At 32.4% G+C, this 21,865-nt stretch carries 16 protein-coding genes; 12 read left to right on the forward strand and 4 right to left on the reverse strand.

Annotated elements, in window-relative coordinates; translation table 11 throughout:
- Positions 1–174: 174 nt before the first annotated feature.
- The 4 genes from hpt to obgE all read left to right on the forward strand — a co-directional run bounded on the left by hpt (position 175) and on the right by obgE (position 3,972).
- Positions 175–705, forward strand: coding sequence for a hypoxanthine phosphoribosyltransferase (gene hpt / locus C8C83_RS12165; RefSeq protein WP_121328816.1), 531 nt, complete (start codon positions 175–177; stop codon positions 703–705).
- A gap of 74 nt (positions 706–779) precedes the next feature.
- Positions 780–1,352: an adenylate kinase gene (locus C8C83_RS12170; protein WP_121328817.1), complete on the forward strand. Its 573-nt coding sequence runs from the start codon at positions 780–782 to the stop codon at positions 1,350–1,352.
- Between the two features lie 210 nt (positions 1,353–1,562).
- Positions 1,563–2,837 (forward strand): hemolysin family protein, encoded by a 1,275-nt coding sequence (locus tag C8C83_RS12175; RefSeq protein ID WP_121328818.1) that lies wholly within the window; start codon positions 1,563–1,565, stop codon positions 2,835–2,837.
- 133 nt (positions 2,838–2,970) lie between these two features.
- Positions 2,971–3,972, forward strand: a complete 1,002-nt coding sequence (obgE, locus tag C8C83_RS12180; RefSeq protein WP_121328819.1) for a GTPase ObgE — start codon at positions 2,971–2,973, stop codon at positions 3,970–3,972.
- 100 nt (positions 3,973–4,072) lie between these two features.
- Here the strand turns inward: obgE and C8C83_RS12185 are convergent, their stop codons facing one another.
- Positions 4,073–4,603, reverse strand: a complete 531-nt coding sequence (locus C8C83_RS12185; RefSeq protein WP_121330033.1) for an outer membrane beta-barrel protein — start codon at positions 4,601–4,603, stop codon at positions 4,073–4,075.
- A 315-nt stretch (positions 4,604–4,918) separates the two neighbouring features.
- On the opposite strand from C8C83_RS12185, the gene C8C83_RS12190 reads away from it, so the two are divergent.
- Complete coding sequence (locus C8C83_RS12190; RefSeq protein WP_121328820.1) at positions 4,919–7,063, forward strand: S46 family peptidase; 2,145 nt, start codon at positions 4,919–4,921, stop codon at positions 7,061–7,063.
- A gap of 147 nt (positions 7,064–7,210) precedes the next feature.
- Here the strand turns inward: C8C83_RS12190 and C8C83_RS12195 are convergent, their stop codons facing one another.
- Positions 7,211–13,708 (reverse strand): alpha-2-macroglobulin family protein, encoded by a 6,498-nt coding sequence (locus C8C83_RS12195; RefSeq protein WP_121328821.1) that lies wholly within the window; start codon positions 13,706–13,708, stop codon positions 7,211–7,213.
- Positions 13,709–13,838: 130 nt separating this feature from the next.
- Here C8C83_RS12195 and C8C83_RS12200 point away from each other — a divergent pair, with 130 nt between their 5' ends.
- Positions 13,839–14,525, forward strand: coding sequence for a tetratricopeptide repeat protein (locus C8C83_RS12200; RefSeq protein ID WP_121328822.1), 687 nt, complete (start codon positions 13,839–13,841; stop codon positions 14,523–14,525).
- A 79-nt stretch (positions 14,526–14,604) separates the two neighbouring features.
- Positions 14,605–15,960 carry a Mur ligase family protein gene (locus tag C8C83_RS12205; RefSeq protein ID WP_121328823.1) on the forward strand — a complete coding sequence of 452 codons (1,356 nt, stop codon included), beginning with the start codon at positions 14,605–14,607 and terminating at the stop codon, positions 15,958–15,960.
- Between the two features lie 275 nt (positions 15,961–16,235).
- Here the strand turns inward: C8C83_RS12205 and C8C83_RS12210 are convergent, their stop codons facing one another.
- The gene (locus C8C83_RS12210) at positions 16,236–16,862 is read right to left on the reverse strand and encodes a DUF1287 domain-containing protein (RefSeq protein ID WP_121328824.1); all 627 of its coding nucleotides are present in this window, start codon (positions 16,860–16,862) and stop codon (positions 16,236–16,238) included.
- 129 nt (positions 16,863–16,991) lie between these two features.
- On the opposite strand from C8C83_RS12210, the gene C8C83_RS12215 reads away from it, so the two are divergent.
- From C8C83_RS12215 to C8C83_RS12230, 4 genes are read left to right on the forward strand one after another with little or no spacing between them, the layout of a single operon-like run.
- Positions 16,992–17,450, forward strand: coding sequence for a GNAT family N-acetyltransferase (locus C8C83_RS12215; RefSeq protein WP_121328825.1), 459 nt, complete (start codon positions 16,992–16,994; stop codon positions 17,448–17,450).
- Between the two features lie 12 nt (positions 17,451–17,462).
- Entirely contained in the window at positions 17,463–18,152 is a 690-nt protein-coding gene (gene radC, locus C8C83_RS12220; RefSeq protein WP_121328826.1) for a DNA repair protein RadC, read from the forward strand.
- 3 nt (positions 18,153–18,155) lie between these two features.
- Positions 18,156–18,842 (forward strand): YjjG family noncanonical pyrimidine nucleotidase, encoded by a 687-nt coding sequence (locus tag C8C83_RS12225; RefSeq protein WP_121328827.1) that lies wholly within the window; start codon positions 18,156–18,158, stop codon positions 18,840–18,842.
- A 2-nt stretch (positions 18,843–18,844) separates the two neighbouring features.
- A complete protein-coding gene (locus tag C8C83_RS12230) occupies positions 18,845–19,597 on the forward strand; it encodes a hypothetical protein (protein WP_121328828.1) in 753 nt (250 codons plus the stop codon).
- Between the two features lie 15 nt (positions 19,598–19,612).
- Here C8C83_RS12230 and C8C83_RS12235 read toward each other — a convergent pair whose 3' ends face one another.
- Entirely contained in the window at positions 19,613–20,890 is a 1,278-nt protein-coding gene (locus tag C8C83_RS12235) for a replication-associated recombination protein A (protein WP_099709547.1), read from the reverse strand.
- A 150-nt stretch (positions 20,891–21,040) separates the two neighbouring features.
- On the opposite strand from C8C83_RS12235, the gene C8C83_RS12240 reads away from it, so the two are divergent.
- On the forward strand, positions 21,041–21,805 hold the full coding sequence (locus C8C83_RS12240; RefSeq protein ID WP_121328829.1) for a rhomboid family intramembrane serine protease: 765 nt from the start codon (positions 21,041–21,043) through the stop codon (positions 21,803–21,805).
- The last annotated feature ends 60 nt before the right edge of the window (positions 21,806–21,865 follow it).

A 21,865-nucleotide genomic window follows, 5' to 3' on the forward strand; every position in this document is an offset into this window, starting at 1 on the left:
GGTTAAAAAGTTAAAGGAGAACAATTTAGTGAAATATTGAATATTTCGAGAAAAAAAAATGTAAATATTTAATGATATTTAACAATCTCAAAAAAATACGTTCCTGATATATTTTGATACTTACAGTTTGGTTGTAATTCTGTATCTTTGCGCATTATTTTAAACATAAAAATAATGATACAACTTCACGATAAACAATTTGTTCCATTTATTTCGGCTAAAGAAATTGATTTTGCTTTGACCAAAATAGTAGCACAAGTCGAAGATGATTTTGGAGATGATACCCCAATTTTTATTGGCGTTTTGAACGGTGCATTTATGGTTGTTGCCGATTTTTTAAAGAAATACAAAAGTCCTTGCGAGGTTTCATTTATCAAAATGGCATCTTACGAAGGAACTGAAACTACCAATACCGTAAAAGAATTAATTGGTATCAATCAGGATTTATCCGGAAGAAGTGTTGTTATTATCGAAGATATTATCGATACCGGAAATACGATCGAAGAATTAAAGCACCTTTTTAAACAACAAAATGTAAAGCATTTTAAAATCGCGACTTTGTTTTTTAAACCGGACGCTTACAAAAAAGACATTAAAATAGATTATATCGGAATCAGAATTCCAAATAAATTCATTGTTGGCTACGGATTAGACTACGATGGTTTAGGAAGAAATCTTGCTGAGGTCTATAAATTGGCCGAATAATTAAAAACACACACAACTATATATTCATTTAAAACTTCTTATAAAAAACAGAAGTAACAACACTCACTCATATTATGATTAACATTGTTTTATTTGGAAAACCAGGAGCAGGAAAAGGAACTCAGGCTGAATTTTTGAAAGAAAAATACAAATTAACACACCTTTCAACTGGAGATATTTTTCGTTTTAATTTAAAAAATGACACAGATTTAGGTAAAAAAGCAAGAGTTTTTATGGACAATGGAGAATTGGTTCCTTGCGAAGTTACAACTGCAATGTTAATTGACGAAGTAAACAAACACCCTGATACCGAAGGTTTTTTATTTGACGGTTATCCAAGAACATTAGATCAGGCAGAAGCTTTAGATAAATTTTTACCAACAATTGGATCAAGTGTTACAGCAACAATTGCATTAGAAGCAGATGATGAAATTCTGGTAGCACGTTTATTAGAAAGAGGAAAAACAAGTGGAAGAGTTGATGATCAGGACGAAGAAAAAATTCGTGTGAGATATCAGGAATACAATGAAAAAACGGCTCCACTAATTGGATATTATAAAGAACAAAATAAGTTTCACGCTGTAAACGGTATTGGAACTATCGAAGAAATTACACAACGATTAACGTCAGTTATAGATAATTTGTAGAAGCTATTCCAGCTGTACGTGAAATCCCGATAGCTATCGGGACGCAAAAAAACTATTTTTCTAACCTTAAAACGAGCTTCCTCCGGTCGCTGTTTTCCGGTAAGAAAAATTAGTTTTTTTAGCTCCGGGCTTTTCACTTCCATCTGGGCTACGAAATACTAGAATTGCAAATTACATTAACGAACCATTAAATAACGAATAAACCTCAAATTGGAAATACTCATAATATTTTTTCTAATACTATTAAACGGCGTTTTCTCTATGTCCGAAATTGCACTTATTTCGGCAAGAAAAAATAGATTGGAAACCGCCGCAAAAAAGGGAAATAAAAGTGCAAAGATTGCGCTCGATCTAGCCAATTCACCAAACAAGTTTTTATCAACTGTACAAATCGGAATTACCTTAATCGGAATTTTAACCGGTATTTATAGTGGGGATAAAATCACAATAGATGTAGAAACATTTGTTAGCGGATTTGCCGTTTTAAAACCATATGCACATTCAGTTGCAGTGGGAATTGTTGTGGTAGTTTTGACATTTTTCTCTTTAGTTTTAGGGGAACTATTACCAAAACGTATCGGTTTAAATTATCCGGAATCGATTGCAAAAATGGTAGCATTGCCAATGAAAATCGTTTCGATTATTACAGCACCGTTTATCTGGTTGTTAACATCTTCAACAGATTTCTTGTTGAATGTTTTGCAGATAAAACCAACAGCAGACGGTAAAGTAACCGAAGAAGAAATTAAAGCGATCATTAAGGAAGGAACCGAAGGCGGAGAAGTTCAGGAAATTGAACAAGATATCGTAGAACGTGTTTTTCATATTGGTGACAGAAAAGTAAATTCGTTAATGACGCACCGTAAATCAGTAGATATGCTGCCGTTTACTGCTGACAAAGCAAAAATTAAGGAATTAGTTTTGCAGGATTTACATACCGTTTATCCGGTTTACAGAGATAATTACGATGACATTGTTGGAATTGTAACACTGAAAAATATATTTGCAAACATCGAAAGTGATAATTTTGATTTGAATGCAATAATGATAGATGCTCCTTATTTAATGGAACAAACAACGGCTTATAAAGCGTTGGAAAATTTCAAGAAAACGGGTATACATTATGCTTTAGTTTCAGATGAATATGGTGTTTTTCAAGGTATAATTACCTTAAATGATATTCTTGAAGCTTTAGTTGGTGATGCATCTGATTTTTATAAAGATGAATTCCAATTGATCGAGCGTGAAGACGGTTCATGGTTGGTGGACGGACATTATTCATTACACGATTTCTTGACTTATTTTGAGTTAGACGAATTGACAAATGATTATGAAGTAAACACCGTAAGCGGAATGATTATGACGGAGCTTTCACATATTCCAAAAGAAGGCGAAAAATTAATCTGGCAAAAATTTGTGCTTGAAGTATTAGATATGGATGGCGTAAAGATTGATAAAGTGTTAGTAAAAGCACTAAAAGAGTAGAGAGAATAAAATAGTTTTCAGTCGCAGTTAGCAGTGAAAACGGAAAGTGAGAATGAATACAAAAACAATAGAAGTTAGAAATATGATTTAGAGCAATCTAAAATCTAAAATCTAAAATCTGAAATTCAAAACAATGACAGAAGGAAATTTTGTAGATTATGTTAAGATTTATGTTTCTTCCGGAAAGGGAGGAAAAGGATCTACACATTTACATAGAGAGAAATTTATTGAAAAAGGAGGCCCTGACGGAGGTGATGGTGGTCGAGGAGGACACGTGTATTTAGTTGGAAATAAAGGACTTTGGACACTGTTTCATTTGAAATTTGCCCGACACATTAAAGCTGGTCACGGTGGAGATGGAGGAGGAGACCGTAGTACAGGTGCTGACGGAGACGATAAATTTATCGAAGTGCCTTTGGGAACTGTTGTAAAAGACAAAGAAACCGGAGAAACTTTATTCGAAATTACCGAAGATGGTGAAAAAAGAATTCTTTCTAAAGGAGGAAAAGGTGGTTTAGGAAACTGGCACTTTAGAAGTTCTACAAATCAAACGCCACGTTACGCACAACCAGGTTTACCGGGAGTGGAGATGGACGTTATTTTGGAATTAAAAGTTCTTGCTGATGTTGGATTAGTAGGTTTTCCTAATGCTGGAAAATCAACTTTGTTGTCTGTATTAACTTCTGCAAAACCAAAAATTGCGGATTATCCTTTTACAACTCTAAAACCAAACTTAGGAATTGTAGCTTACAGAGATTATCAATCTTTTGTAATTGCCGATATTCCGGGAATTATTGAAGGTGCGGCTGAAGGTAAAGGTTTAGGTCATTATTTCTTGCGTCATATCGAGCGTAACTCAACTTTACTATTTTTAGTTCCGGTTGATACGCCTGATATTAAAGGTGAATATGATATTTTGGTTAATGAGTTAACGAAATACAATCCTGAAATGCTAGATAAAGAACGTCTTTTAGTAATCTCAAAATGTGATATGCTGGATGACGAACTTAAAGCTGAATTGAAAACAGAACTTGATATTGCTTTCAAAGATGTTCCTTATATGTTTATCTCTTCTGTTGCGCAACAAGGTTTAACAGACTTAAAAGATAAGCTTTGGAAAATGCTTAACGAATAAACAATATGTTTTAAATATGAAAACCCGACAACTTAAATTGTCGGGTTTTTTGTTTTTAAACGAAAAAAAACAAATTATTTCAGATGATTTAGTCAAACAGCTAAAGTCCGAAATTTTTAGAGATTCCAATGTTGAAATTTTTTCCAAAATCGAAACCGATACGTTCTTCTCTTGGAGTTCCTTTTCCGGAAAGGTTATCATAATATATTCCTCCAATAGAGAAATTTAAACCAAAACCTTTTTTCATGTTGATGAATAGTGCAGGTGTTAAGCTTGCGTACATTCCTTTAGCATTATTTAATGTTGTGTCTTGATAACCAACTCCTAAATCTGTGTAGAATGAGAACAACTCAGAAAGTGGTGTTGAGTAACGTGCAAAAGCTCCAATTTTGTATGCTTCTTGTCTTGCCGAACCAGTTTCTTTGTAATTTTTGATTGAACCTTCAACTCCGGCAGTCCAGTGCTCAGTAAATTGATATCCTACTTTTGGAGAAAATTCAAATCCTTCAAATTTATCTTCACCAATTTTTTCTGATCCAAAACCAACATTTCCACCCAATAAGATAGAACCTTTTTGAGCATTTGCAATTGTTGCAACTAATAGTACAACAGCTAATAATAATTTTTTCATTTTATTTTTCATTAAATAATTGCAGCAAACATATGGATTTAAAATTTGTAAGAAATAATTTATTTTAATTTTTATTTATTGAAAGTTTATTTTTACAATTAAAGCTAAAAAAGACTGAGTTTTAACTATTTTTGTTTTGAAATTTAAGAATTTTCTAAAGCAAGATTCTGATGAAAAGGAGATATTCTTCTCTTAGTGAAATTATGAATTTCGTAAAATTGTCTTAAAAAGCACTCTTTATCTTTTGGTTTCGATGATATGAGCTATTTTTTGTTGCGAAAATGAGTTATATTCGCAGGACTTAAACAAAATAACATGAAAAAAATAGTTTTATTCTTGACCATGTGCCTAATGGCTTTTCCTGTAAAAGCAGATGAAGGAATGTGGTTCTTGATGTTTATCGAGAGATTGAACCATAGAGATATGGAGAAAATGGGTTTACAATTAACTGCCGAAGAAATTTACAGTATTAATCATCATAGTTTGAAAGATGCTGTTGTACAATTTAATGGTGGCTGTACTGCTGAAATCGTTTCTAAAAACGGATTGGTTTTAACAAATCACCACTGTGGATATAATGCAATTGCTGAACTTTCGACTGCTGAACAAAATTATTTGAAAGATGGTTTTTGGGCAAAAGAAAGAAGTGCCGAAATGAAGCCAAAATCTTTATACGTGCGTTTCTTTGTTCGCATGGACGATGTTTCTAAGAGAATTTTATCAAAAGTAAATGATCAAATGACAGAAGCTGAAAGAAATAAAATCATTCAGCAGGAAATCGCTTTGATCGAAAAAGAGAACAATGAAGGTGGAAAATACACGGTTTCTGTTCGCCCTTTCTTTCAGGGAAATGAATATTATTATTTCGTTTACCAAGATTACACAGACGTTCGTTTAGTAGGAACGCCACCGGAAAGTGTTGGTAAATTTGGTGGAGATACTGATAACTGGGAGTGGCCTCGTCAAACTGGAGATTTCTCTATGTTTAGAGTTTATGCTGATAAAGACGGAAATCCGGCAGCTTATTCTAAAGACAATGTGCCTTTGCAACCTAAACATTATTTACCAATAAGCATTAAAGGTGTAAAAGAGAATGATTTTGCAATGATCTTAGGATATCCGGGAAGAACAAACCGTTGGATGCCAGCTGGCGGAATTGAGCAAAACGTAAAGTTTGCTTATCCTGCTTGGGTTGAAGGTGCTAAAACCGGAATGGATGTAATGAAAAAGTATATGGACAAAGATGCAACAGTTCGTTTGCAATATGCGTCTAAATATGCTTCGACAGCAAATTACTGGAAAAATCGTCAAGGAATGATCGATGCTTTAACAAAAGCAGGAACTGCGGAAACTAAAAGCCAGCAGGAAGATAAGTTCTACGAATGGGCAACTAAACCAGCCAATAAAGAGAAATACGAAAATGTAATTCCAACTATTAATGATTATTACAGAGAAACGAACTTAAAAGCGACTCACGATAATTATTTATCTCAACTTTTACGTACTTCAAGTTATGGAGCGGGACCTGCAAATTTAGGAAATGCATTGATCGCTTACTATAATGAGAATGATGCTAAAAAAGCAGAAATGTTGCCTAAGATTAATGCAATGATCGAAAGCATTTATGGTGAATTTTATGCACCTCTTGAAAAAGATGTTTTAACAGCTCAGTTGAATTTATATGCTTCTAAAGCTGCGGAATATGGTTTAGCGCCACAAATTGCTAAAATGAAAGCAGAAAATAAAGGAGACTTTACTGCTGATGTTGCAAAAGCTACAGAAATAAGTTACTTTACTTCTAAAGATAAAGTATTGGCATTTATGGCTGATCCAAAACCATTGGCAATTGTACACGATCCGTTGTATATTATTTCTAATGATTTATTGACAAAATACCGTGCAAAAACTGACGATCAGGCAAAAGCTGATGATGGTTTTGCAATCGCTTACCGCAAATTGGTTGAAGGTTTAAGAGAATCAAAATTGAATGCAATTCAATATCCTGATGCAAACTCAACTTTGAGATTGACTTACGGAAAAGTTCGTGCTTTGCCTGCTGATCCAAGAAACGATGCTAAAGTAAATAACTATACAACTATGGAAAGTATGGTTAAAAAGTACAAAGCAGGAGATCAGGAATTTGATTTGCCAAAACGTTTGTTGGAATTAAATAAAGCAAAAGATTTTGGACAATATGCTGATAAAGCAGGATATATGCCAGTAAATTTCTTGACAGACAACGATATTACAGGAGGAAATTCAGGTTCACCAGTTCTTAACGGAAAAGGAGAATTAATAGGTATTGCTTTTGACGGAAACATCGAAGCTATGGCTGGAGATGTTATTTTTGATCCAAAATTGCAAAGAACAATTAACGTAGATATCCGTTATGTACTTTGGATTATTGACAAATACGCTGGAGCTAAAAATATTGTTGACGAAATGACGATTATTAAATAATCTGATTTTTTTATAAAAACAATAAACCCGACAGATTTAGAATTTGTCGGGTTTATTGTTTTATGAATGTCTTATCAGACCTAACAGGTTTTTAAAACCTGTTAGGTCTTTTTTTTGACGCATTCTTTTGGAATTTTTCTCAAAGTATTAATTAACTTTTACTCGAATGCCTTTAGTATGACTTGAGAATTCCGGAGCATACATGCTTTCGATTGTGGTTATTCCGTTGGAGAATTCGCCATTGTTGTTTACTCGAATATCATATTCTATAACATAAGTTCCTTTGTTAATGTGATCAAAAAACAAATGTGTTGCAGCATCTTTTGTGCTCATATAATATCCTAATCCATCTTTGTATTTGTATTCTGAAAGTACATTTACAGGTTCAAAACACGAAGCTCGCATATCTTTTAGATGTACATATTCCATGTCTTCTTTTGATTTTATGACTAATCTCACGGTAACTAAATCACCGGTTTTCAAAGGATTTTTGGTTGTAATTTTTTCCAATTGATCTCCTTTAAGTGAGTTCTTCTTTAAATATAATTCTTTCGAAACAGATAAAACAGCACCGGAATTGTTTTTGATTTTATCCAAATCTTCAAAATATTGCCAATAAACTCCTCCAAATCCTGGAACTTTCGATTTGTTCTGAATACTTATTAAAGCCATTTCTTTTTTAACTTCTTCCGTTTTCCAGTTCAGTTTGATGTAACCTGTTTCAGCTTCTTTTTCGTTTTCGGCTAGTTTTTTGGTTAAGATCTTTTCGCTGCCAATTTTAATAACCGTATTGTCTTTTACACTTAACCAATCGTTGCCTTGCATCAATAAAGCATAAACAGCTTCGGTTGTAGATTTTGTTGTTGGCCAGTTTTTGGTTTGTTTATTTTTTAACAACCAGACTTTCATCGCATCAACAGATTTGGTGTCGTTATTTACTTCGGCGAAAGCCTCAATTAATAAAGCCTGAGTTTCTATAGGCGCCTGATACCAATACCAACCTGCTTTGTTGGCAATCCAGTACATTCCCCAATCTTCATTATTTGAAGATGTTTCTTTTAGACTTTCGATAATTTTTTTGGCAGTATCTTTTTCTCCAAAACGATTTAAGGTTAAAGCAGCTAATCCTTTTTCGTAAAGAGAATAGTTTAACCAATCTTTTTTAGCTGTTTCCAGATATAATTTTGTCGCTTTTTTCAATGTGTCTGAAAGCGGATATTTGTCTAAATAAAAACTTCTTGTGTATAAATAATGCAAGTCAGAATATGGATTAACCCAGATTAGTTTCTCTGATGTTTTTAAGTTTTTGGTCTTATTTTTATAATATTCCAGAAATTTATTGTCTAAAAACGGAACTCCCTTTTCAGCAATTTGATTTATTTTAATAACGTTATTTTCGGATTTATCCAATTTTGATAAATGACCTAAACCTGCCAGAATGTGTCTTGTAATATATTCGCTTTCGTCACTTCCGTCAAACCATGAAAATGCTCCTGATGGTTTTTGTTTCTGTTTTAATTTATCAAAAGTTGCTTCCTGAGAAGTTTTCATTTTTTCTAAATCAAATAAAAGTGCCAGATTCTTTTTCTTTTCGTCTTCACTTTGTGCATCATTTAGCCAAGGCGTTTCGGCAAGAATAATTGATTTTAATTCTTCGTTTTCTTCTAATTTCGAATTCAGTTTTCCGTTTTTTCTCCAATTTTCGAAAACCGTTGCAATCTTTGGATTACTTGAAATGATTTCTGAAGCCAAAGCATTGGCATAAAAACGAGCAAAAGTTTGTTCAGCACATTCGTGTTCATATTCTATTAAATAAGGCAAAGATTGTATTGCAATCCAAGCTGGATTTGAGGTGTATTCTAACGTAAGCTGATGATTTTTTAAAGTCGTAGAACTATTGTTTTTTAAATTCTCAAACGTGTATTCTTTAGTTGAATCCCCACGAACCCAAATCGGAATACTTTCGGTAACCAACATATTATTTGTTAGCACAGGAAGTATATTTTCTTCTCCATCTGAGAAATCACCAGATTTAGCCAAAATTTTATATTGAACACCTTGCAAACCTTCCGGAATCGAAATCGTCCAGGTTGCAGTAGTATTTCCAAATGCGCCAACAGTAAAGTTTCTGACGTTTTTTGCGTTTAGCATTTTGGCGTCAATAGGTTGCATTGTTGTAGCATCAAAAAACTGTAGAATTGCAATTCCCGTTTTTGCTTTATCTGTAATATTCGAAATTTTAGCAGAAATTACAATCGTGTCTTTTTCTCTAAAGAATCTTGGGAAATTCGGTAAAACCATTAATTCTTTTTGAGTTACCACGCTTTTCTCTAAATAACCGGAAACTGCATCTTTATTATGCGCCAATAAACGAAGTTTCCAAGCCGTTAAAGCTTCAGGAGAAGTAAAATTGAAACTTACTTTTCCTGTAGAATCTGTTTTTAAATTGGGTAAAAAGAAAGCGGTTTCAGATAGATTTTTTCTTGCTTTTACTTGGGTTAAGGCTTCTAAAGCTTTTTTGGTTGTGATGATAATTACGCCGTTTGCGCCTTTGCTTCCGTAACTTGCTTGTACATCTTTATCTTTTACAACGGACATTTCAAGAATATCTGAAGGATTTAATTTTTTAACATCTTCTTCGCTAGCAATTTCTCCATCTACAATATAAAGAGGACTTTTCCCGCTTATGCTTGCGGTTCCTCTTATTTGAATTCCCTGAACGCGTCCTGCTAAAGCACCTTCTGGTCCTGCGTTACTATAAACTTGATTGTCTTCTTCAACTTGTTCAGTATTTATGTCGCCAGATTTATATCTTGCGACAGCATAGCCAAGTGATTTTTTCTCTTTTTTCATTCCATAACCAACAACAACCACCTCTTCTAAATTACTTGGATCTTCTGTTAAAACAATATCAATAGTTTTTTTATTTCCTATAATGACAGACTGATTTTTTGAACCAATAAAGCTAAATACAAGTTCTTCATTTTCTGTGGTTTCGATCTCATAATAACCATCAAAATCACTTTGTGTTGTTCTTAGGGTTCCTTTAACAACAACGGAAACACCTGGCACAGGAAGTCCGGATTTATCTGTAATAGTTCCCGAAATCATTTTGGCATTTAGTGGTTTTCTAATTTTCTTACTCAGTTGTCTTTGATATTCTCTTTGCAAGTAAAGTGTATTGCTATTAGTGTTAAAATCGAATCCAAACCAAATTAATTGAGTAGCTTCATTTTTTAAATCTATTCTATTAGACGATGTGTTTAAGTTGTTAATGTAAGTATGTGTTTTGTCAGAACCTAAAAGCGATTTAGTATTGTTTCCATAGCTATAATCATAAAGCTTTAAAGCGTTCCATTCTTTTGTGCTAAATTGGTCTAAAGAACTATCGTACATTGATGCGAGAACTTCGGCTTCATTTTTAGTTGCAATTCCATTAAGTTTGAATGACCAGTTTTCAGAACTTCCTGGTTGTATTTTACTTCTGAATGTTTCTACATTAAATTTTAATTCCGGATTCTCGGTTTTTAATAATACAGAAAGGTCATTACTGAATTTTTCATTTTCAAAGATGCTTTCAAAATTGATTAAAACCGCACCTTGAAATTCCTTTTTTAATGGAATTTTAATTACAGTTTCATTGTTTTGAAGGTGATAAATGTCTTCTGAAAAAACTTTAGAATCATAATTTCCAGTTGCTGTTATATACAAATCCGGGATAATAGATGTTAGTTTGATTAATGCGAAACCATCTTTTTTTGCGTCTGGATTAATTTGCTGAACTGTAAATAATCTGCTGGTATCAAATTTGTCTTTGCTTTGTGTAAGTTCAAAATTTGAGGTAGTTTCGATTAGGTTATCAAAACTGTCTTTTGCTGAAAAAACAATTTTATAATTTCCGGATTTATAGTCTGAAATAAAATCTAAAGCTAGAGTTTTGTCTTTTTGAGTGTCAACTTTTTTAGAGAAAACCAGAGTTTCAGTTGTTTTTTCTTTTTGATCCGGATTGATTTCATAAGGAAATAATTTCTCAAAATCCTGATTTGTTATGCTTTCAATCTCAGGTTGAGGAAAAACTCTTCCTTTGAATTTTAATGATTTTGGAGCTACAAAATATATTTTCAATTCGCCTTTTACAGCTAGAAATTCACCGTTTAGATTCGTACTGATAAGTTTGATTCCTTTTTTATCCTTGGTTTCAATTTCGTCAGCGACTATGATTTTAAGATCTAAGTCATGATAACCCACTCTTACAGTCGTTTGAGATTCATGAGTTTCACCATTGATATCCGTTACAGTAGCGTTTATTATATAATTAAAAATAGGTAATTGTTCTTTTTTACTATTCTTTGAAGGTAAAGCAACAAAGTCAATACTGAATTTTCCCGAAGCATCTGTTTTGGTTTCTCCTGTTGTCAGAACTTCATTTTGTTCTTGCGTGTAATAGTTTCTAAAGTAACTTGTATATCTTGTTACTGTATAAGTTACGTTTGCATCAGAAATGTTGCTTCCGGCAAAAGCTTTTGCATTTCCTTTTACTTTGATCGTTTTGTTAAGTTGAAAACTTTCTTTCTTAGGCTCAAAAATCACTTCAAATTTTGGACGTTTGTATTCTTCAACCCTAAATTCAATTTGAGAAGTTTGTAAATCGACATCGTCCCAAAACGGATGTTTGTCTTCTTTCTTATCGTAGACAATGTCATTTTCATAATCATCAGGTTCCTCTGCGGTTATGGTGAAATTTCCGGTAAGTCCAGTTTTCGGCAATATAAATTCACCCGAGAAAGAGCCAAATTCGTTTGTGGTTACATCAAATTTTTTGATTTCAGTATTGTTAGGATCTTCAATAATAATATGAAATGTGGTTTTTGGAACAACAGAAGTTTTATTTCTCAATTTCTGAATGGCAATTCCTTTATAATATACCGTTTGTCCCGGACGATAAATCGCGCGGTCTAAATAAAATTCAACTTTTCCATTAAATTTTTCTGTATCATCAGAAGAATATTGGCTGTTGTATGACAAGTAGTTTTTTCGAATTGAAAGCGTATCGTTTGTAGCATAAAAAGTGACTACTTCATTAGAAACTTCTTTTGATCTTTCAAAAATTGCAACTCCGTTTTTATTTGTTGTAATAGTAAAAGTTGGTGATTTTACAGTTACATTTTCTAATGGTTTTCCTGTTTTTCGATCCAAAACCTGATAACTTTCTGATTTATTAGTCTGTGAAGCCAAAACTATAAAATTTGAAATGGTAATGGTTTCAAAAGCAGATCCTTTTTTGCCTTTTAAGTCAGATTCGCTTTCAAAATATACTAAATACGATCCTGTTTTCAATTGCGGAAGCAGTACTTCTGTTGAGTATTCTAAATAGTCTTTTTTATTAGTTAATGCGTAGGATTTTGAGACAACGGGCTGAGTTTTTTGGACAATAAAATCCTTTAGACTATCTTTTTGGGAGTTGTATTGTTCTAATCCGGAGAGTTGATTTTGTTCTATTTTGAAAAAGGAAATTTTTACGTTTTCGATATTTTTGTATTGAATAAATGCTCTGGTATTTTCTTCATTATAATTATACTTCTGAAGTTGAATGTTTATTTTTTTAGCCAAAATGTTTTCTTTTTTCAGAATGGCAAGCTTATAAGCATTCGATCTGTTATTTACATTTAAAATACTATCTAAAGTTGCAACGGCTTTAATGTTATAATCCGGATGGGTTTCTTTTGAGACATTCTCATTTAAATAAGAAGCTTTATCTAATTGAATTTTTTGAATTAAAAATAGATCAGTTGTGTTTTTTTGAAGAGAAATCAAGGCATGAAAATAATCTTCGTCAGAATCAATTATATACTTTTTGCAAAATTGAATTCGTTCCCAAAGATTTTCTGTACTTGGATTGTTTTCTTCTTGTTTTTGATACAATTTTAAAGCCTGCTTAAGATTTTCGTTTGTTACAAAGTCAAAATTTAGCTTTATAAATGCATTCGAATTGCCTAATAATTCTTTTTTGTAAGGTAGAAAATCACTTTTTTGAATTTCCCAACTGCGAATTTTTTGTGTATAAAAAGTAATATTTTCTGCTATTACATAATCTAACAAATGCTGAGTTTTGAATTTTTCTATAGTTGGGTAATCAAAGATAAGTTCATATTTTGTTAATGGAGTACTTTTGAGAATTGGTTGGTTTTCTAAAGATTTTTTCAAAGCCAAATTAATTTCATTTGTAAAATTAATTTTTGTCCATGTCAGGAAATCCTCATTTAAAATAGTATCATTCGTTCTTTTATTAATTTGATATTGATTCGCAGTATAATAATCATTTAGACATTTTGCATACACCAAATTCAAAATCGCTTTTGACGGAACCGAAACTCTATTAATATCAGTTTTAAGATTGTTTAAGATTTTAGTTTTTGCATTTTCGTCGAAAACCTGTAAATACTTAGATTGATAAAAAAAGCTTTTTATGATTTGTACTTCGTCTTTGTCTGAAACAGCTTTTTTATAGATTTTAGTTACTATTTCATTAGCTGATTTTATTTTGCCTTCGTTTTCAAAATCAATAACCTTGTCCCATTTTTTGTCATTTTGCTGCGCAAATAAAGCTGTCGTGAACAATAAGAAAACAAATAATATATTTTTCATAAAGTAGTTTTGGTATATAGAGTGCGATTTTGGATTAAAGGTTGGGAACTTGATAAAATAAATTTCGTACAAATTACTAATTTATCTCTAAAAGCAAATGATACATTTTATATTTCCTTATTTTTGAAGCATGAAAAAACTGCTATTTCTTTTTTTATTGGTGCCCATTTTAGGATGGTCGCAATCAAATTTTGAAAAAGCAGAAAAGTTGTTTCAGGCAAAGAAATATGATGAAGCACAAGTTATTTTTGAAGGATTTCTAAAAACAAAACCTTTAGATATAAAAACTCTTGAATATTTAGGTGAAATTGAAGCGCGACAAAAATCGTGGGTAAAAGGAGCAGAATATTTTAAAAAGTTAAAGGAATTAAAACCTACTGAAGCCGATTATTTTTTTAAATATGGCGGTTGTTTAGCCATGAGAGCGATGGAGGTGAATAAGCTAAAAGCTTTTACGATGGTTGATGGCATGAAACAAGCTTTTGAAAGAGCAATTGTTCTGAATCCAAAACACGTTCAAGCGAGATGGGCTTTGATCGAAATCTACTTGCAATTACCAGGGATTTTGGGAGGAAGTGAGTCAAAAGCAATTGCATATTCGAATGAATTAGCACAGTTTTCACCTGTTGATGGTTATTTGTCAAGAGGCAGAATCGAAGAGTATTTTAAAAGATATACATCGGCAGAAAAAAATTATATAAAAGCAAATGAAATTGGTAAATCAAAAGTCACATTTCAAAAATTATATAATTTATATTTGAATAAATTAAAAGACCCTAAAAAGGCACAGGAATTAAAACGAAAATTTGAAGTATAGAGATCAAATCTCTAGGATAAATTCTATGAAATAATTGGAATTTGCCACCGATACTTCGGGATAAAAAATTGGAATTTAAATGAGAACACATTTCATCGCAATAGGCGGGAGCGCAATGCACAACTTGGCATTAGCATTGCATAACAAAGGATATCAGGTAACAGGAAGTGATGATGCTATTTTTGAACCTTCAAAATCAAGATTAGAAAAAAAAGGAATTTTGCCTGCTGAATTAGGTTGGTTTCCTGAGAAAATCACTGCCGATATTGATGCAATAATTCTTGGAATGCACGCTAAGGCGGATAACCCGGAGTTGCTTAAAGCGCAGGAATTAGGTTTGAAAATTTATTCGTATCCAGAATTTTTATACGAACAATCTAAGAATAAAACGCGTGTTGTAATTGGTGGCTCTCACGGAAAAACTACAATTACTTCGATGATTTTGCACGTAATGCATTATCATAATATCGAAGTTGATTATATGGTTGGTGCGCAATTAGAAGGTTTTGATACTATGGTGCATCTTACTGAGGAAAATGATTTTATGGTTCTGGAAGGTGACGAATATTTATCTTCTCCAATTGACAGACGTCCAAAATTTCATTTGTATCAGCCAAATATTGCTTTAATTTCTGGAATTGCATGGGATCATATTAATGTTTTTCCAACGTATGAAAACTATGTGGAGCAATTCGAGATTTTTATTGCTAAAATTACAAATGGCGGAATATTAGTTTACAACGAAGATGATTCTGAAGTAAAACGTGTTGCGGAAGCGGCTACAAACCCAATTCGTAAATTAGCATATTCTACTCCAAAATACACTGTAAGCGATGGCGTAACTTTATTAGAAACTCCGGAAGGCAATATGCCAATTGAAGTTTTTGGTGCGCATAACTTGAATAATCTTGCGGGAGCAAAATGGATTTGCCAAAATATGGGCGTTGACGAAGCTGATTTCTACGAAGCAATTGCAAGTTTTAAAGGCGCATCGAAGCGTTTAGAAAAAATTGCCGAAGGAAAAGGCAAAGTTGCTTACAAAGATTTTGCACATTCGCCAAGTAAAGTGGCTGCAACTACAAAAGCGGTAAAAGAGCAATACCCAAACAGAACTCTGGTTGCGTGCTTAGAATTGCATACTTACAGTAGTTTGAATGCCGAATTTCTAAAAGAATATGAAGGAGCATTAGAATATGCAGATGTTGCGGTGGTTTTTTATTCGCCTGACGCTGTAAAAATTAAACAACTTGAAGAAGTGACTTACGAGCAAATAGCAAGTTCTTTTAATCGTGAAGATTTAATTATTTATACTAATCCGGCAGAATTTAAAGAATATTTGTTCAATTTAAATCTTGAAAACTCAGCTTTATTATTGATGAGTTCTGGAAATTACGGAGGTTTAAATTTTGATGAAGTAAAAGGTTTGATTAATTAGATAATTAGTCAATTTGATAATGAGATAATGTGCCAATTGCAGTTTTGTAATTGGCATTTTTTTTTGGAATTTGGTACCGAATCTCAATGTCATTAAGATAAGAGGAAATTTATATAATTACTTAATAGTTTAATTAAGAAAGTAATTAGAAAAATCCGTTTTTATCAGCGTTTTCGCTTCAGCGAATCGGTAAAATCAGCGTCTAATTTCGACGCGGATAAAACAGATTTACTTCGTAAAAACGCGGATAAAAACGGATTTGATTTGCAATATTTTTATTTCCAATATCTGTAGTGCCCAACTATTTTATATTCAAATAAGCAATCTTGTAGAACTTGTCCGTCGCCAACATTGTGAACGATTAGATTTCGTTTTCCATCTTTTGACTTTTTGTTTGTGACAATACCAATGTGAGGTAATTTATTATTAATTAACCACGTTACAATTTCTCCGGTTTTATAATCTTTTGCGTCTTGAGTTATAATAAGTTTTTCTCCGTTTCTTTCAAAGAATATTTCCAGATTTGGAACTCTTCTGTGATCGATATTCGTGTCGGTTTTTGTCATTCCCCATTTTTTTAGATTTGGATATTCTGAAAAATGTTCTACCATATCTTCGTGAACTTCTTTTTGCAAATCAATGCCTAATTTTCGATAAGAACGAATAATAACATCTGTACAAACACCTTTGTTTGCTGGAACATCTCCGTTAGGATATTCGATCGAAAAATAAGCAGGATCATAATCTATCGAAGGGTCAATTATTGAGATTGCCGCATTTGATAATTTTTCGGCAAAAGTATTAGTTTGTTGTACTTCATTTTTAGCGTAAGCATTACTTTTTTCTTTTTGATTACAAGAAAAGAGTAAAAATAGGATTAGCAAAGTTGATACAGATTTCATTCTTTTTGTGATTAAGTTGATTAGATTGATGATTTGATTCTAAAATTAGTTAATTTGAAAATAGGAATAACTTTTATGAGTGATTTTTCTTATTTTTTAGATATATTCGCCTTTTAAGATTGTAATAAAATGAATTCAAAAATAGAGGTTGTAAAAACAACAAGTGAAAATCCGGATTTTGTAACGCTGATTAAAATATTTGATACTTTTTTATGGGAACGTTATCCGGAACTAAAAAAGGATTATTGGGGCAATAATTTGATTGAATTTAATGATAATGTTGTTCTTATTTATTTAGACGGAAAACCTGTTGCAAGTGGTTGCTTCAAGAAATATAATGAGAATACTGTAGAGCTAAAACGTATGTTTGTTTTGCCTGAATCAAGAGGTTTAGGATTGGCTCAGCAAGTTATCAAAGAATTAGAAATAGAGGCGAAGAAGCAGGGTTTTGAAACGATGATTTTAGAAACGCTTTATAAACAAGTTGAAGCTATTAGTTTGTATCAAAAAGTGGGATTTGAAATTGTAGAGAATTATGAACCTTATGTAGGGTTGAAGAATAGTGTTTGTATGCGTAAATCTATATAATTCCTGACTATTATGAAAGAAGGTTATTTTCCGATTTCAGATTGGTCAGAAGACGATCGCCCACGAGAAAAATTAATGTTAAAAGGTATTGATGCTTTAAGCGATGCTGAATTAATTGCCATTTTAATTGGATCAGGAAGTCGAAATGAATCTGCAGTTGATTTAAGTAAAAGAATTTTAGCCAGTGTAGATAGTCTAAATTCCTTGGCAAAATTATCTTTATCTCAATTGATGAACTTTAAAGGAATAGGAGAGGCAAAGGCAATTACAATTGTTGCTGCTTTAGAATTAGGTCGTCGAAGAAGAGTTGAAGAAACTGTCGAGTTGGTTAGAATTACATCAAGCAAATTAGTTTTCGAAATTATGCAGCCAATTATAGGTGAACTTCCACATGAAGAATTTTGGGTGCTTTTTCTGAATAATTCTAACAAAATAATTTCTAAATCTCAATTAAGCAAGGGTGGAATTACAGGAACAGTTGTTGATGTTCGTCTTCTTTTTAAATTGGCACTCGAAACTGGAGCTACTGGCTTGATTTTATGTCATAATCATCCGTCAGGGAATTTGATTCCGAGTGAGGCTGATAAGCAAATTACAAATAAAATAAAGATAGCAGGAGAGAGTTTAGATGTTAAAGTTTTAGATCATTTGATTATTACTGAAACAAATTATTATAGTTTTGTAGATGAAGGAATTTTATAAGTTATGAATACCACTATTACCGACATTTTTTTTGATTTAGATCACACGCTTTGGGATTTCGATAAAAACTCAGAAATGGCTTTTGATCGCATTTTTAAAAATAGGTTTCCCGATATTAAAATTGAGGATTTTATATCGAAATATGCTCCTATAAACCAGGCTTGCTGGAAATTATATCAAAACGATGAAATCACGCACGTCGAGTTGCGTTACAATAGATTGAAGCTTTCGTTTGATGCTTTGAATTATGAAATATCAGATGAAGATATTAATCAGATTGCCAATGATTATATCGAATTTTTAACCGATAATAATTATCTTTTTGATGGAGCAATCGAAGTTTTGGATTACTTAAAACCAAAATACAAACTGCATATTATCACTAATGGTTTTGCTGCGGTTCAGGATAAAAAGATAAATAATGCTGCGCTTGCAGGTTATTTTAATACGATAACAAATTCTGAATTAGCGGGTGTTAAAAAACCAAATAGTATTATCTTTGATTATGCTGTCAATTTGGCTCAAGCCTCAAAAGAAAGTAGTATTATGATTGGAGATTGTCTCGATGCAGATGTTAATGGTGCATTGAATGCCGGTTTGGATGCAATCTTTTTTAATGAAAAAAATATTGAAGCTCCTGAAAATATCAAACAAATAAACCATTTATTAGAACTTAAAAAATATTTATAATTATGAGAATAAAATTTTTGTTAATTGCACTTCTAACTTCGTTCATTGGATTTTCGCAATCTGTTAATGATTATAAAGCGGTGATTGTTCCGTTAAAATATGATTTTCTTAAAACCGAAAATCAATATAGAATGTCTACAATGACAAAATCAAATTTAAATAAAGCTGGTTTTCAGGCTTTTTATGCTAATGAACAACTTCCTGCAGGATATGGAGATCGTTGTGATCTTTTGTATGTAGATGTAAAAAGAGATAATGGATTTTTAGTAACAAAACTTTTTGTTGAGCTTAAAGATTGTTATGGAAAAGTGATTTATACTTCGGAAATTGGTAAAAGCAAAGAAAAAGATTATGAAGTTGCTTATAGAGAATGTCTGGATTTGGCATTTGTATCTATAACTGGATTACATTATAAATATAGTGGTAAATCAGTTGCTCCAACAGTAAAAGCTGTGCCTGTAAGTGCTGCTGCTGCATCTGTTGCTACTTCATCAACATTAGTTCTTGTTGCTCCTTCACCAGATCTTAAAGATCCTAATTTATTGTATGCACAACCAACCGAATCAGGATATCAATTGATTGACAAAACACCAAAAGTTGTTATGAAGTTGCTTAAAACTTCACAAACTAATGTGTTTATTGCAATAAAAGATAATGTGCAAGGGTCATTAATCTTGAAAGAAGACGGAAATTGGTATTTTGAATCTTATCAAAATGATAAATTAGTTTCAGAAAAAATTGTTGTTAAATTCTAAATATAAAATAGGGTTTTAATAACCGTATTTATCTTTCCAACGGTTCTTTAAAAATTCGCGGTTACTGTTCTCTCTAGAATTGTTTCCCGGATTGTAAAGAACCGTTTTTTTTATGGCATCTGGCAAGAATTCCTGTTCGGCAAAATTATTGGCATAATCATGCGAATATTTATAATCATCACCATAGCCTAATTCTTTCATAAGTTTGGTTGGAGCATTTCTTAAATGAATAGGAACAGGTAAATCTCCGGTTTGTTTCACTAGTTGTTGTGCATTTCCAATTGCCATATAAGAAGCATTACTTTTAGGAGAAGTAGCTAAATAAATGGCACACTGACTTAAAATAATTCGGCTTTCAGGATATCCAATTGTTGTTACAGCCTGAAATGTATTGTTTGCCATAATAAAAGCGGTAGGATTTGCATTTCCAATATCTTCGCTTGATAGAATTAGCATTCTTCGGGCAATAAATTTCACATCTTCTCCGCCTTCAATCATTCTCGCAAGCCAATAAACTGCTCCGTTAGGATCACTTCCGCGAATTGATTTAATAAATGCCGAAACGATATCATAATGTTGTTCACCGCTTTTGTCATACAAAACAGTATTTTGCTGCACTAATTCAAAAACACGATCATTGGTAATAATGATCTCATCACCAGCGGAAGCATTTATAACAAGTTCAAAAATGTTCAATAGTTTTCGACCATCTCCGCCAGAAAGTCGGAGTAAGGCTTCAGTTTCCTTTAGCGTAATATTTTTAGAAGCAAGATAAGTATCTGTTTTCATTGCGCGATGCAATAGAGATTCTAAATCGGCTTTTGTAAAGGCGTTTAGTATGTATACTTGACAACGTGACAATAATGCAGGAATAACTTCAAAACTTGGGTTTTCGGTTGTTGCTCCAATAAGTGTTATCCAGCCTTTTTCTACTGCAGCCAAAAGTGAATCTTGTTGTGACTTACTAAAACGATGAATCTCATCGATAAATAAAATAGGATTTTTGGCCGTAAATAATCCGCCGCTTTGTTTTGCTTTTTCAATTACATCACGAATATCTTTAACTCCGGAATTAATTGCGCTCAATATATAAAAAGGACGTTTGGATTCTTGCGCGATGATTTGAGCCAAAGTTGTTTTTCCGGTTCCCGGAGGTCCCCAAAATATCAATGAAGGAATAATTCCTTTTGAAATTTGTTGTGTTAACGAACCATTTGGACCAACCAAATGACTTTGACTGATGTAATCTTCTAATTGCTGTGGGCGAATACGCTCGGCTAAAGGTGCTTCCATTTTGTAAAATTACTATTTTCAATTTTAATTTTATAGTATAAAGGGGTTACAAATCGTAACAAAGGGCGAGGAGGCTGTAGCTGACAAATTATCAGTATATTGTATTTGGATAGTTTTTTGATATTGCCAATACTAAAATATTTAATAATCATGAACGACAACCACTTTAAGTTTACGACTGCTGTTATTGGTCTTCCTGTTTTTTTTGTGCTTTTTTTGTGGATTGTTTATTGGATTCAAATTCGGTTTGATTTTGATTTTTATCAAAACGGAATTTATCCACGTGATTTTGCAGGTTTGCAAGGCATTTTGTTTAGTCCTTTTATTCATGAAAATTTAAGTCATTTATATAATAACTCAATTCCGCTTTTGGTTTTGTTGGCGGCACTTCAGTTTTTTTATCCTAAACAGTCTTTTAGTGTTATCGTTTTTGGTATTTTATTTTCCGGATTAATAACGTGGATTATCGGACGTGAAAATTTTCATATCGGCGCAAGCGGATTAATTTATGTTCTGGTAAGTTTTATTTTCTTTAAAGGAATCCAAACCCGTTATTATCGTTTAGTAGCGCTTTCGTTTGCTGTAACTTTGCTTTATGGCGGAATGATTTGGTATGTTTTCCCTGATGTCGATAAAACGATTTCCTGGGAAGGACACTTAGCAGGTTTTATTACCGGTTTTGCAATGTCTTTATTTTATAAAACTCCTGAATATGCAAAACCTATTGTGTATGATTGGCAAAAACCTGATTTTAATCCCGAAGACGATGCTTTCATGAAACATTTTGATGAGAATGGGAATTTTGTTAATACTGAAATTCCGGAAGAAGAGGAGGATAGTTTTTCGACTTATTTTAATTCAGATGTTTCGATTAATTATATCGTAACGAGAACAGAATCAGGAGATAAAATCTGAGAGAAATGTTAATTCTGATTTATATTGATTATTTTTGTTAAAAACATTCTCATTTATCTG

It is taken from the genome of Flavobacterium sp. 90 (assembly GCF_004339525.1).
In the GTDB taxonomy this organism is placed as follows: Bacteria; Bacteroidota; Bacteroidia; order Flavobacteriales; family Flavobacteriaceae; genus Flavobacterium.